The 12,160-nt window shown below is 70.0% G+C and carries 13 protein-coding genes and 3 tRNA genes; 7 read left to right on the top strand and 9 right to left on the bottom strand.

All coding sequences use genetic code 11. The features are described 5' to 3' along the window. Window positions 1-577, bottom strand: a 577-nt coding sequence (locus TR33_RS14080) for an IS701 family transposase (protein WP_199806146.1), incomplete at its 3' end; no start/stop codon positions are given. Window positions 578-1,161: 584 nt separating this feature from the next. On the opposite strand from TR33_RS14080, the gene TR33_RS14085 reads away from it, so the two are divergent. From TR33_RS14085 to TR33_RS14105, 5 genes are all read left to right on the top strand, one after another. Beyond that, entirely contained in the window at window positions 1,162-1,419 is a 258-nt protein-coding gene (locus tag TR33_RS14085) for a hypothetical protein (protein ID WP_026125378.1), read from the top strand. Then, the gene (locus TR33_RS14090) at window positions 1,404-2,504 is read left to right on the top strand and encodes a helix-turn-helix domain-containing protein (protein ID WP_042283592.1); all 1,101 of its coding nucleotides are present in this window, start codon (window positions 1,404-1,406) and stop codon (window positions 2,502-2,504) included. The genes TR33_RS14085 and TR33_RS14090 overlap by 16 nt, the downstream gene beginning before the upstream one ends. 136 nt (window positions 2,505-2,640) lie before the next feature. Next, the gene (locus tag TR33_RS14095; protein WP_042283595.1) at window positions 2,641-2,847 is read left to right on the top strand and encodes a DUF397 domain-containing protein; all 207 of its coding nucleotides are present in this window, start codon (window positions 2,641-2,643) and stop codon (window positions 2,845-2,847) included. A gap of 207 nt (window positions 2,848-3,054) precedes the next feature. Beyond that, complete coding sequence (locus TR33_RS14100; RefSeq protein ID WP_042283598.1) at window positions 3,055-3,555, top strand: helix-turn-helix domain-containing protein; 501 nt, start codon at window positions 3,055-3,057, stop codon at window positions 3,553-3,555. A gap of 129 nt (window positions 3,556-3,684) precedes the next feature. Next, window positions 3,685-3,852 (top strand): BldC family transcriptional regulator, encoded by a 168-nt coding sequence (locus TR33_RS14105; protein WP_014910824.1) that lies wholly within the window; start codon window positions 3,685-3,687, stop codon window positions 3,850-3,852. A 698-nt stretch (window positions 3,853-4,550) separates the two neighbouring features. Here TR33_RS14105 and TR33_RS14110 read toward each other — a convergent pair. The 5 genes from TR33_RS14110 to TR33_RS14130 all read right to left on the bottom strand — a co-directional run bounded on the left by TR33_RS14110 (window position 4,551) and on the right by TR33_RS14130 (window position 9,473). Further along, window positions 4,551-5,345, bottom strand: a complete 795-nt coding sequence (locus TR33_RS14110; RefSeq protein ID WP_042283601.1) for an SDR family NAD(P)-dependent oxidoreductase — start codon at window positions 5,343-5,345, stop codon at window positions 4,551-4,553. Window positions 5,346-5,355: 10 nt separating this feature from the next. Next, window positions 5,356-6,681, bottom strand: a complete 1,326-nt coding sequence (locus TR33_RS14115; protein WP_042283604.1) for an MFS transporter — start codon at window positions 6,679-6,681, stop codon at window positions 5,356-5,358. 69 nt (window positions 6,682-6,750) lie between these two features. Then, the gene (locus TR33_RS14120; RefSeq protein WP_042283608.1) at window positions 6,751-8,169 is read right to left on the bottom strand and encodes an FAD-dependent oxidoreductase; all 1,419 of its coding nucleotides are present in this window, start codon (window positions 8,167-8,169) and stop codon (window positions 6,751-6,753) included. Beyond that, entirely contained in the window at window positions 8,162-8,995 is an 834-nt protein-coding gene (locus tag TR33_RS14125; RefSeq protein WP_017536465.1) for an SDR family NAD(P)-dependent oxidoreductase, read from the bottom strand. The genes TR33_RS14120 and TR33_RS14125 overlap by 8 nt, the downstream gene beginning before the upstream one ends. A 52-nt stretch (window positions 8,996-9,047) precedes the next feature. Continuing rightward, window positions 9,048-9,473, bottom strand: coding sequence for a nuclear transport factor 2 family protein (locus TR33_RS14130; protein WP_042283611.1), 426 nt, complete (start codon window positions 9,471-9,473; stop codon window positions 9,048-9,050). A 111-nt stretch (window positions 9,474-9,584) separates the two neighbouring features. Between TR33_RS14130 and TR33_RS14135 the strand changes: the two genes are divergently transcribed. Further along, window positions 9,585-10,289 carry an IclR family transcriptional regulator gene (locus tag TR33_RS14135; protein ID WP_052358172.1) on the top strand — a complete coding sequence of 235 codons (705 nt, stop codon included), beginning with the start codon at window positions 9,585-9,587 and terminating at the stop codon, window positions 10,287-10,289. A 190-nt stretch (window positions 10,290-10,479) separates the two neighbouring features. Here the strand turns inward: TR33_RS14135 and TR33_RS14140 are convergent. The 3 genes from TR33_RS14140 to TR33_RS14150 form a co-directional block, all read right to left on the bottom strand. After that, window positions 10,480-10,553: transfer RNA gene (locus TR33_RS14140), tRNA-Val, on the bottom strand. A 13-nt stretch (window positions 10,554-10,566) separates the two neighbouring features. Then, window positions 10,567-10,637: transfer RNA gene (locus TR33_RS14145), tRNA-Cys, on the bottom strand. 41 nt (window positions 10,638-10,678) lie between these two features. After that, window positions 10,679-10,751: transfer RNA gene (locus tag TR33_RS14150), tRNA-Gly, on the bottom strand. 195 nt (window positions 10,752-10,946) lie between these two features. On the opposite strand from TR33_RS14150, the gene TR33_RS14155 reads away from it, so the two are divergent. After that, the gene (locus tag TR33_RS14155; RefSeq protein ID WP_042283617.1) at window positions 10,947-12,143 is read left to right on the top strand and encodes a molybdopterin molybdotransferase MoeA; all 1,197 of its coding nucleotides are present in this window, start codon (window positions 10,947-10,949) and stop codon (window positions 12,141-12,143) included. Window positions 12,144-12,160 lie beyond the last annotated feature (17 nt).

Genomic DNA, 12,160 nt, shown 5'->3' on the forward strand with positions numbered 1-12,160 from the left:
AAGGAATTCCGGATTGAACGGCCCTGCGGAGCATTGCGTGGCCGAGTTCGTTCTTGGTTGCGAAGGCGACCTGTTCACCGATACCGGAGGCCCGGCATCGGTCGCGGTCCTCGGTCCAGGCTTTGGGCAGGTAGAGTTCCCGGTCGATCAACGCCCGGCCCTTGCTGCTGGCATAGGCCAGGAACACGCCGATCTGGCAGTTCTCGATTCTTCCGGCGGTTCCCGAGTACTGGCGGGCTACCCCGGCCGATTTCGTGCCTTTCTTGAGGAACCCGGTGTCGTCCAGGATCAGCACACCGTGGTCGGGATCGGCCAGGACCTCTACCACCAGGTCGCGGACGTCGTCCCGCACACCGTCAGTGTCCCAGGCGTAGAAGTTCAGCAGGCGCTGAAGGCGCTCGGGACCCTGTTCACCGCACATCTCGGCCAGGGTCCACCCGTTCTTGCGTTCCAGTTCGCTGAGGAGTCCACGCAGGTAGGAGGTGGCCTGGCGGCGGGACTCAACGCGGGGAAAGCGGTGGGCGAAGGACGCGGTGAACTCGGAGAAGGACCGCGACCAGGTCTCAAGGTCAGTGATGGCCACACACGATTACTTACCGTGTGCGGCCATCACATCGCAACCTGTCGTTGCAGTACTAAGAAGCTCTCGTTCCCGGAGCAGAAGAGCCACGGCGGTGGTCTGGGGCGGGTGGCTTCACTCTCCTTCTATTGGGACTGGGACGGATGCGCGGGTCTACCGGTGACGGTCAAGGCCCGGATCGAACTTCCCTGACCAGTAGCAAGGAGCACACCGTGAGCATGATCCCGACACAGGTCCGACGCACCCTCCCAACCACCACGTTCACCCCTCCCAAGACCAGCACCACGTCGACCTCGGTGCAGCGGGGCAGGCACGCCCAGCCGTCCCGGAGGGGCACGTATGCCCCGACAGCTCGGGCGGGGACCCTCGCTCCATCTAAGACCACCGACACCACCGCTGGCCCGGTCATCCCGAAGGTTCGGAGGGGCTGGTTCGGTCTTCGGCGCCGGTTCGCTCACTGGGCCGGGTTCCTCCCGATCTCCGGCGAGCCTGAGCGGCCCGTTCCGCCGAAGCCTCCGGTCCCTCTGCCTCGGCGCACCCCGCGATCTCCGTCCGGTCCTCCGACCCCTGCTTCGGGTTCGGTGGAGCAGAACGCGGCCGCGGAGTTGAGCGCGTTGCGGTTGTTGGGCCGGTTGAGCGTGCAGCAGCGGTTGGCGCGGGTGGATCACCGGTTGAGTCTGGCCCGGCTGTTGGTCGACGGGATCTTGGACGAACGCTCCCGGGTGGAACGGCAGTTGCGCGAAGCGGAGCAGGCCGAGCAGGACGCCGGCACCCAAGAGCTCGGGGTCGCGGTCAAGCGCTACCTCGCCATGGGAGGTCGGACATGGACGACCTCTTGACCCCCGCCCAGGCCGCCTTGCAGTGGGGGGTGTCGTATGCGACCGCCGCCCGCTGGGCCCGCGAGGGCATCATCCCGGCTCTGCATGTGGGGCGTCGTTACTACTACCTCCAGGGCACCGTCGACCAGGTCCGGCGTGCCCGGGCCACAGGTGTCGCCCCCTATCCGAACCACGATGCGAATGCGGGGGTAGCGATGACGATGACGTGGGGCGCGGCCCGCAGTGGCACTTTGTTGGATCGTGAGGAATGGGCTTTGACCAACGCGGCCCGGACGTTCGACTACCTGGACTACGGGAAAGACTCGTGGAGCCAGGATCGCCACACGGCCGTCAAGATGGCCGAGGCCTCACCCGGTCTGGCGGGGCAGATGTTGGTGCACCGCAAGGCCCGAGAAGGCGTGGTCGACGCGGTCTGTCGCTCCTTCTCCCAGGTGATCGACCTGGGCTGCGGGCTGCCGGCGATGCGCCGCGCTCCACACGAACGCGGCCGGGTGCTGTGGGGGTCGCGGGCGAGGACGGTCTATGTCGACCACGACCTGGCCGCCCTGGCGGCGGCGCGGGCGTGGTGGGAGCACTCGGCTCAGGTTCGGGGGTACAACGTGCGGGTGCTGGATTTGGATCTGCGCTATCCGGAAACCCTGGTCAACGCTCTGGGTGAGCATCTGGATCTGTCGGTTCCGGTGGGGGTGCTCTCCACCCTGACCCTCGACCACCTTGAAGACGAAGAGCTGTCGGGGTTGGTCGAGGCGCTCGCTGCGGGGCTTGCTCCGGGGAGTGGGTGGGGGATCACCCACCTGTCCGGGATGGTCGGCGCCGCCGAGGTCTATACCGACCAGGCCCAGGAGCAGGGTGCGGATACCCGGTTGGTGGCACGCGATCCGGATGGGTTGCGGAAGGTGTTCGAAGCCGCGGGTTGGGGGCGTTGGCGGGGGTTGTCGCCGCGTGAGTCGGGTGGGGGAGAGCCGCCGATCGCCGCTCTGACCACCCTCGCCCGATCTAACCGGGCTTCCCGGACCGCGCCGCCTGAACGCGCGGAGTGCACCGCTTCTCCCGTGCGGTCTGCTCCCTCCAGCGGGGTCGACTGACCGGTCCGTGAAAAGGCTCGGTGCCCTCACCCGAGAAGTGAGGGCACCGTAGAGCCCGCCAGGGCTCGTTCCCGGGGGCGGTTGCCGCCGCCTCCCGGGGTGTCAACCGCAAGAACAAGCAGGTAGAGGATATTTCATGAAGATCGTGCAGACCCAGGGTCGTAGGTCCTTGACCGCCGGGGTGTGGCACAAGGCCGAGGCCTCGCAGGGCGCCTCCAACTGCGCTGCCGCCAAGCTCATCGCGGGCGGGAACGTGTTGATGGGCGACACCCAGAACCCCGACCAGGTCCGACTGACGTTGCCGGGCAGTGCTTGGGACGCGCTGGTGCGCACCCTCGCCTGACCGACCTCACTAAGACGACGGGGCACTTGCGGCCTGGCAGCAGCAATGCGTGGCCCGTCCGGTGTCCCAGGAGGCGCGCCCTTGCCGGCGCCCTCCTGGGGCCCACCCCTCCGAGTGACAGCTCGCCCGGAAGAACCGAGAAGCTCTCGTACATCTCGTCCACCGGGCCCCGAACAGCCCACATCGGCGAAAACCAAGGAGACCCAGGTGGATCAGGACGCGGACTCCCTGTGCACCGACAGCAAGAAGGAGCTCGGCGTCCACCTGAAGCGGTTGCGCAAGGCGGCCGGGTTGAGCGGGTATCGGTTGTCGGGGGTGGATCAGTCGACGGTCTCGCGGATCGAGACCGGACGCATCCGCCCCTCTCATGAGCTCCTGACCAGACTGTTGGACTCCTACGAAGCCGACCAGGAGGGGCGGGAGCAGGCCTACCTGCTCTGGGACCAGGCCCAACTGCCGCTTCAGACCCGGCGTCGGCAGGTCGAGGGCACCCGTCCCGCGTGGGACCAGGCCGCCCGCCCGGCCTGCGGTCCCACCTTGTTGGCCGGAGCGAGTGCGGCCGAGGATGCCGCCCGCTATCTCACTCGCGCCCAGTGGGCGGGCAACAGCCAAGCCCGCAGGAACGCCTTGCTGGACGATGCCGAAGGACGACTGGTCCAGGTACTGGCCGCACTGCACTCCGCCCGGACACGGACACCGGCGCGCTGAACCTCTCCCTGTTACGACTTCCACGCCCCTGACACGGGCCTGGCGCACACGACCCAACCCCCTGAACTTCCACGACCCCCGATAACGACCCCCTGAGAGAAGAACATGACGCAGCCGGATGTCGACCCCATGGACCTGCTCACACCCCAGGAGGTCGCGCAGGCGTTCCGGGTGGATCCCAAGACCGTCCGTCTGTGGGCCCAGGAAGGCAGATTGCGGTGGGTCCGCACTCTGGGCGGACATCGCCGGTACTTCAAGTCCGATGTCCAACGCCTGCTCACCGAACCCGGACGATGATCCGCCTGCGGACCGCGCCAGCGGTGTGAAAGCCGGCGTGACGGTGCGGTCGACCTCGGACATCGCGGACCACCTCTTCGCGAGCTCCGTCAGGTCCCGTACCGCCATACCTTCCAAGCCCCGCCGCCTTCGGGTGGCGAGGCCCTGCCCGGACCTGGATCCGGGTGGGGTCGTGGGGGAGCGGGCCGGGGGTGTCACCACCACCTCCGGCCCCTCCACGAACCTTCGCGCAACGATGCGAGGAAGAGCGCTCCGCACTCGACGGGTCGGAGCAGCCATAGATCGTGAGGGCCGGCTGGATGTCGGAGCACAGGGCCTGGAGACCCGGCGGCTCCGATCGGGACCCTCCGCGGGGGCCGCACCCGAAGCGCACTTCGGGTGCGGCCCCCGACCAACGTGTGCCTCCACCATCGGGACGCCTCGAGCGGGGTCTTTGCTCTCGCTGATGAGCCCGGTCGCCTCGAACGGAGGGCGTTTCGGGGATCGTCCGACCACCACCGCCTCCACCACAGAAGACCGGTCGTCCTCCTATGGAGCAGAGATCGATACCGACCACAGGCCACGACTCACCGCGTCACCCTGGACGAACCCGGTAGAGCCGTACTGCCGAACCAGTCCCACGCCACGAGAAGGGGAGCCACCCCCACCGGAGTGGGGGCGAGGCTGCCACAGAGCCGCACCGGGCCTCGACCGTTCCCTCACCCCTCCTGGTCGCCGAGCCCCGAGAGCAGACGGTGGTAGAGCCCGGACGAGGTCATCCCGCCGTCCACGACCAGCTCCGTTCCGGTGACGTAGCGCGAGGCGTCGGACAACAGGAACAGCACCGCGTCGGTGATCTCCTCGGGTGTTGCGACCCGCCCGGCGGGCACCGAGCGCAGGCTCTCGTGTACGAACTCCGGAGCGCCGGACCACAGCAGGGGCGTGTCCACGAGGCCGGGATGCAGGGAGTTGACCCGAACACCCCAGCGCGCGAACTCCAGTGCTCCGGTCTTGCTGATGCCGCGGACCCCCCATTTGCTCGCCGCGTACCCGGCGGCGAAGTAGCCGGTCATCCCGGCGATGGAGGACACGTTCACCACAGAGGCCGAGCCCGCCTCCTTGAGCAGGGGCGCGAGGTACTTCATGCCGTAGAAGATTCCGGACAGGTTGATGTCGAGCACCCGCTGCCAGTCCTCGTCGGCGGTGTCGACGATGCCGTGACGGTGGCTCACCCCCGCGTTGTTCACCAGGCCGTGGACGACGCCCGGGCCCTCGGTGAGCGCGTCGCGCAGGTCCGCCCACGCCGAGGGGTCGGTCACGTCGAGGCGGAAGAACTCGGCACGGCCCCCACGATCCGTGAGCGTGCGCGCGAGTTCGCGGCCGGGGTCCTCGGCGACATCGGCGATCCATACGTGGGCGCCCCGCGCGGCCAGTTCCGTGGCCTCGGCGCGGCCCATGCCGGTGGCGGCGCCCGTGACGACGACGGTGAGGCCCTTGAGTCCGTGGTGGTCCATGAACCGCTCCTTAGTCGATGCGCAGTTCGCTGCCGCGCGTCTCGGTCACGAAGAAGACGGCCCCCAGGGTGATCAGGGCGGTGAGAACGAAGTAGCCGGCGGGGGCGAGATCGTTCCCGGTGACGCTGATCAGCCAGGTGGCGATGAAGGGGGCGGTACCGCCCAGAAGCGTGTTGGTCACGTTGTTGCCCAGGGCGATGCCGCTGTAGCGGGTCGAAGCGCTGAGCATCTCCGCGTAGGTGACGAACGAGGCGCCGTTGACCACCGACACGAGGACGAAGAGCACGGACTGGCCCACGAAGGCCGCCCAGGCGGGCCCCGCCGCCATCATCATGAACATCGGCACGCCGAGGAGCGCGGCTCCGGCGCTCCCGATGAACAGGACCTTCTTCCGGCCGACGGTGTCCGCCAGATAACCGGACAGCGGCAGGGTCAACGCCCCGAGCACCATGGCCACCGAGGTCGAGGCGAAGGCCACCTGCGAGGAGTGCCCCGCCGTGGTCTGAAGGTAGGTGGCCGCGTACACCGAGGCGATGTAGTACCCGCCCGTGATCACGGCGCCGAGGCAGACGATCTTCACGACCGATCGCCAGTTGGTGACCAGGAGGTCGCGCACGGGGACCTTCTTGGTCTCACCCTGGGCGCTGAGCTCCTTGAACTGCGGGGTGTCGTCGAGGTGGCTGCGGATGTACAGGCCGATGACACCGATCGGCAGGCTCAGCAGGAACGGGATCCGCCACGCCCAGTCGAGGATCTGCTGATCGGTGAAGACGCTGGTGGCGGTCAGCGCGACCAGGGCCGCGAAGAGCGAACCGAGGTAGGTGCCGGAGTTGACCAGCGAGGTCTGGGTGGCGCGCCAACGCGCCGGGGCGGACTCCGCGACGAAGGCGTTGGCCCCGCCCAGTTCGCCGCCGGCCGCGAACCCCTGGAGACAGCGGCAGAAGACGAGCATGCTCGTCGCCCACATGCCCAGGGTGTAGTAGTTCGGCAGTACCCCGATCAGCGCCGTGGCCAGCACCATGAGCAGGATGGTCCACGACAGCGCCTGCTTGCGTCCGTACTTGTCACCGATGTGGCCGAAGAAGATCCCGCCGGGCACCCGCATGAAGAAGGCGACGGCGAAGGCGGCGAAGGTGCCCAGCATCGCCGCGGTCGGATCGTCCGATACGAAGAACAGGGCCGCGACGAACGTCGCCATGTAACCGTAGATGCCGAAGTCGTAGTACTCCACGATCGTGCCGAGCACCGCGGCGCGGATGACCTTCAGACGTGAGCGGAAGTCGCCGTGATCCGAGGTCCGCTCCGGGGTCCGGGACGGCTGGGGGTCCAGTGACATGCTGCCTCCTAGTGGGCAGGTCGGGCCGGGATCGGACACCGCGGCCCTGATGAATCGGGGGATTCCGGGTCAGAGCCCGGCGGCCGCCTCGAGGCCCGCGACGCGACCCATGGTGACGGCGTTGGAGACGGCGTTGCCGCCGCCGACGTAGCGGGGACCGAGCACCCCGGCACCGGCCTCACCAGCGGCGAAGAGGCCGTCGATGGGCCGGCCGGCGCGGTCGCGGACGGCGGCGCGGCCGTCCACGGCCAGCCCGGCGTGGGTGCAGACCAGTTCGGTCGGCAGGTACCGGGCGGCGTAGTACGGCCCGGGACCGATGGGATCGGGCGGTGAGGTCAGCCCCTTGGCCTCCAGGGTGCGGTGCCGCAGGAAGAGCGGATCCCGGCCGTGCGGCAGCTGTTCGTTCCAGTCCCGCACCGTGGTGACCAGGGCCCGTTCCGGGACGCCCATCATGCCGGCGAGTTCCTCCAGCGTGTCGGCGCGGAGCGTGCGACCCGCCTCGGCCTCCTCGGTGATCCGGTCGGGGGTCCAGTCGGAGTAGCCGGCGGGCAGGGACCTCCTCGCCCGCTCGTCGAAGACGCACCAGACCCGGCCGCCCCGCGCGTCGATGATGCCGGTCGAGACCGCGTAGGAGGCGTCCTCGTCCATGAAGCGCAGTCCCCGTTCGTCCACGTGGATCCGCGACAGCGGCGGGAACCCCGACTGCCAGTGGTGCCGGCGCTGGAAGTAGGCGGTGGGCAGGATCAGACCCCATCCCGACCCGGTCACCGACGCCCCCACCCGGTCGGCGAAGCGCAGGTGGTCGCCCCGGCTGCCCTCGGCGGCGACGACGAAGCCGTCCGCACCGGACCTCAGCGCGTCCGGATAGTGCTCCTCCAACAGGGCGGGGTCGTGGGAGAAGCCGCCCGTGGTCACCACGACCGCCGCCGCGCGCACCTCGACGCCGTCCGCGACCGCGCCGACCACACGTCCGTCCTCGAACAACAGGTCCTCGACCCGCGTGTTCAGGACGACCTCCACACGTCGCTCCCGGCAGGCGGCGGCCAGGACGCTCACCAGCCCGTACCCCTGGTCCTTGGGCACGTGGCCCCGCCAGACGTCCTCCACCCCGGCCCGGGTCAGACCGGGCGTGTGGGCGTTGGTGGAGAGCACGGCGGGGAACTCGACGCCGAGCCCGATGAGCCATTCGAGCGCCGGACCGCTCCGCCGACAGAACGTCTCGATCAGCCCGGGCTCCAGCATCCACTGGTTGAGGTCCATGTAGTGCTGGTAGAAGCGTTCGGGGGAGTCCTCGACGCCGAGCGCCGCCTGCACGCTGGTGCCCGCCGCGGTGAACAGGCCGGCCGACAGTTGCGTCGATCCGCCGAGTTCGGTCTCGGACTCGAACAGCAGGACCCTGGCCCCCCGTTCGGCGGCGCTCGCCGCAGCCGCCAACCCGGCACCGCCGCCACCGATCACGATCACGTCGTGCTCGTGGGCCTCAGACATGGCGCGACCCCCCGTCCACGGCGATGCTGTGGCCGGTCACGTATCTGCTGCTGTCGGAGAGCAGGAAGAGCAGCACCCCCACGACCTCCTCGGGCGAGCCCACCCGGTGCAGCGGCACCCGGTCCATGGCGGCCGCGAGGGCTTCGGGGTCGTCCTGGAGCCAGCGGGTCATCTCGGTGTCGATGAAGCCGGGAGCGATGGAGTTGACCCGTATGCCCCGGTCCCCGAGCTCGACCGCCAACGATTCCGACAGGTGGGCCACCGCGGCCTTGGACGCGCAGTAGGCCGCGCGCCCCTTGCGCACCCGGACCGCGGAGATCGAGGACATGTTCACGATGGCCGCGCCCGGGCGCATGTGGCGGGCGGCGGCCTGGGCTCCGTGCAGGACGCCCTGCACGTTGACGTCGAGCACGGCGCTCATCTGGTCGGTGTCGATCTCCCCGACCGGGGCGTACGGGAAGATCCCGGCGTTGTTCACCCAGGAATCGAGGGAACCGAACTCGGAGAGGGCGACGCGGGCCAGCTCGTCGTGCTGCTCGGCGACGGTCACGTCGACGCGGCGGGCCAGGACCCTGCCGGGGGTCGACACGAGCGCCTCCGCCGCCGCGTTCCGGTTGATCTCCTCAGCGGTCGCCTTCATGGCCGCGTCGTCGATGTCCGCCGCCACGACGTTGACGCCCCGCAGGGCGAGGGCGCGGGTGAAGGCGCGGCCCATACCCCGCGCTGCTCCGGTGACCACCGCGGTGGTGCCGAGCAGTTCGGGGTACAGCGCGGTCACCGGCCGGTCGTCGACGCGTGCGGGGCCGGTGCCCTCGTGCTGGGTCATCGGGGGTTCCTTTCAGGATGAGGGGAGTGGGGTCTCGTGGTGGGGGCGAGTCTCAGCGGGGGGAGTCGTCGCGGCGCACCTCGCGCCTGGCGACCGACCACCGGCCCTCCGAGACCACCAGGTGGTCGGTCAGGGTGGTCATGCGCAGGACGCGGGTCGATCCGCCGACCGCTGTCGCCAAGACCTGGAGGTAGGCCTCGACGACGACGCCGTCGAAGGGCGCCTCCTCGTCGGAGCGCACCCAGACGTTGGTGACCACGTGCCGGTGGACCTCGCCCTGTTCGGCGGCCCTGCGGTGGAACCCGGCCGCGAAGTCGGCCAGGGCCGCGGACCCGACCACGGGTTCGGGATAGGTCGGTGAGTGGAACTCGCCGTCCGGGGTGAAGGTGTCGGCCCACTCCCGCGCGCGACCGGAGTCGATGAGGTGGGACTGCCGCGCGTAGAACTGGTGGATCTGGGAGGCCGTCGGGGTGTCCATACATCTCCGGTGTGCTATAATCGCACGCGCCGTGCGATTAAAAGTTAACGTACGTGTCACACGTCACTCCCGTCAAGGGGGTGGCGTGTGTCCGCCATCGAAAGGAAACGCGTGCCACCTGCACAGGGAGACCGACCCGACACCAAGACGTCGAAGACGCTCCACAACGGCATCGAGGTGCTGGAGCTGCTCGCGCGCAACCCACACGGGCTGACGGTCTCCGAGGTCGCCGAAGGGGTCGGGGTGCACCGGACGGTCGCCCACCGGCTGATCCGCACCCTGGAAGAGCACCGTCTGTGCACCCGTGACCCCTCCAAACGCGTCACCCTCGGGCCCGGCCTGGTGTCCCTGGCCGAAGCCGTCGAGGTCGACCTGCGCACCGTCGCCGGACCCGTCCTCATGGAACTGGCGGAGACCCAGGGCGCCACCGCGCACCTCGTCGTCCCCGAAGGGGAGGCGGAGGCCAGGGCGCTCATGGTGGTCGAACCGCGCGGCGCGCACGCGCACATCGCCTTCCGAGCCGGCCGAGTCGACCCGATGGACCAGGGCTCGGCGGGACTCGCCCTCCTCTCGGCGATGCCGCCGCGCGAACAGGAACGAGAAGAGGTGACCCAGGCCCGAAGCCGCGGCTACGCCATCACCCACGGCGAGGTCACCCACGCGGTGAGCGGCGTCTCCGCCCCCGTCGTAGGGCGGCAGGGCAAGCCCGTGGCCGCGGTGGGGGTCTCGGTCCTGGAACTGAAGGACCCCGAGACGGTCGGCGTGGCGGTGGCGGAGGCCGCGCGGCGCCTGGCTGCTTTGATCCCCCAGGCCTGAGGGCGGGTCTTTGGGAGGTGGGGGCCGGGGGGTGGCGGTGCCCCCTGGGGTGCGCGAGCGTGCTGGCGCCGCCCCGGTCATGGAGGGCGCCGGTGCTCCGTCCGGGGCCGGCGCGTTATGGGGGCGTGTGTCACGGGGGTGGAAAACGACTAAGGCCGGAATCCTTGTGGATTCCGGCCTTAGCCCGGGGTGGGCGATACAGGACTCGAACCTGTGACCCCTACCGTGTCGAGGTAGTGCTCTAGCCAACTGAGCTAATCGCCCCGGATACTGCTCGAGGTGGAGACGGGATTCGAACCCGTGTAGACGGCTTTGCAGGCCGCTGCCTCGCCTCTCGGCCACTCCACCGAGTACACGCCGGGTGATCGCTCACCCGTATGTCTCCTCCGAGCGGACGACGGGATTCGAACCCGCGACCCTCACCTTGGCAAGGTGATGCTCTACCAGCTGAGCCACGTCCGCTTGCTGCCGGGCCGCCCCCGTTTCCGTGGGCCGCGCCTTGCTGCTGGTAAAGACTTTAGCGGAGATTCGACAGACGGCAAATCGGAGTTCGAGGGGCGGGTGCGGCGGTCGACGACGGTGCCCCGCGCGCCCGGTAGCGTCCGCCTCGGGCGCGTCGAATCGGTCGGGGACGCACCCTGGCGGCGAAGAAAGGGCATGGTCGTGGCGGAGTGCGGTGGCCATCGGGGTTCCACCCCCTGGGATCGGGCGCGTGAGCTGGCCCGAGGGCTGGGGGAGCGGTGGGGGTGTCCGATCGGGGTGCTTCCGTCGGCCTCGGCGCTGGGCGGACGGCTGGCGGACGATCTGAGGGCACTGGTGGGATCGCCCTCCTTCGACGCCTCGGCGATGGACGGCTACGCGGTCCGCGGCATGGGCCCCTGGCGTCCGGTGGGGGTCCGGTTGGCGGGTGTTCCGGCCTCGGAGGTCTGCCTGGCCGAGGGCGAGGCGGTGGAGATCGCCACGGGGGCGCTGGTGCCCAAGGGGACCGAGGCCGTCCTGCCCTACGAGGCGGCCACGGTCGTGAAGGACCGGATCCACGGTGAGGTGGAGCGGGGCCGTCACGTGCGCTGGAGCGGTGAGGAGATCGCCCCGGGGGAGTCGGTACTGCCGGCGGGGACGGAGGTGACCCCGGCGGTCCTGGGGTTGGCGGCGGCGCTCGGACACGACCTGTTGCGAGTGCGAATGCCCCGGGTCGAGGTGCTGGTCACCGGGGACGAGATCGCCGTCGAGGGGCTGCCCGGGGCGGGGGTGGTCCGGGACGCGATCGGCCCGATGCTGGACGGGGTGGTGGCCTGGGCCGGCGGGAGCACCATGCGGACGCGCCACCTGGGCGACGGGCGCGAAGAGCTGGGCGCGGCCTTGGCCGACGCCGAGGCCGACGTGGTGGTGGTGTGCGGATCCTCATCGAAGGGGCCGGCCGATCATCTGCGCACGGTCCTGCGGGAGGCGGGCGCCGAGGTGGTGGTCGACGGGGTGGACTGTCGCCCCGGACATCCGCAGTTGTTGGCGCACTCGGACGACACGGTGTTCGTGGGGCTGCCGGGCAACCCGAACGCGGCGCTGGTGGCCTCGTTGACTCTTCTGGTGCCGTTGCTGGCCGGGATGCTCGGCCGTACGGAACCGACCGCCGGAGCGGGCCGGACGCCGTTGGTCGGCGAGGTGCGGGGGAGACCGGGCCGGACCTCGCTGGTCGCGGTGCGCCTCGGGCCGGAGGGGGCCGTGCCGGTGGGTCACGACCGTCCCGCGAGCCTGTGGGGCGCCGCCCTGGCGGAGGCCTACGCGGTCGTTCCGCCGGAGGGGCCGGGCGAGGACGTGGAGCTGCTGCGACTGCCCCGGCCGCCCTACGGGGCCTAGGTTCGGACATACGTCGG

The organism is Nocardiopsis alba, from assembly GCF_000710955.1.
Classification (GTDB): domain Bacteria; phylum Actinomycetota; class Actinomycetes; order Streptosporangiales; family Streptosporangiaceae; genus Nocardiopsis; species Nocardiopsis alba.

Coding starts and splice junctions, on each gene's coding strand:
- TR33_RS14090 (WP_042283592.1), top strand. CDS start 1,404: ATGGACGACCTCTTGACCCCCGCCCAGGCCGCCTTGCAGTGGGGGGTG.
- TR33_RS14095 (WP_042283595.1), top strand. CDS start 2,641: ATGAAGATCGTGCAGACCCAGGGTCGTAGGTCCTTGACCGCCGGGGTG.
- TR33_RS14105 (WP_014910824.1), top strand. CDS start 3,685: ATGGACCTGCTCACACCCCAGGAGGTCGCGCAGGCGTTCCGGGTGGAT.
- TR33_RS14110 (WP_042283601.1), bottom strand. CDS start 5,345: ATGGACCACCACGGACTCAAGGGCCTCACCGTCGTCGTCACGGGCGCC.
- TR33_RS14115 (WP_042283604.1), bottom strand. CDS start 6,681: ATGTCACTGGACCCCCAGCCGTCCCGGACCCCGGAGCGGACCTCGGAT.
- TR33_RS14120 (WP_042283608.1), bottom strand. CDS start 8,169: ATGTCTGAGGCCCACGAGCACGACGTGATCGTGATCGGTGGCGGCGGT.
- TR33_RS14125 (WP_017536465.1), bottom strand. CDS start 8,995: ATGACCCAGCACGAGGGCACCGGCCCCGCACGCGTCGACGACCGGCCG.
- TR33_RS14130 (WP_042283611.1), bottom strand. CDS start 9,473: ATGGACACCCCGACGGCCTCCCAGATCCACCAGTTCTACGCGCGGCAG.
- TR33_RS14155 (WP_042283617.1), top strand. CDS start 10,947: ATGGTCGTGGCGGAGTGCGGTGGCCATCGGGGTTCCACCCCCTGGGAT.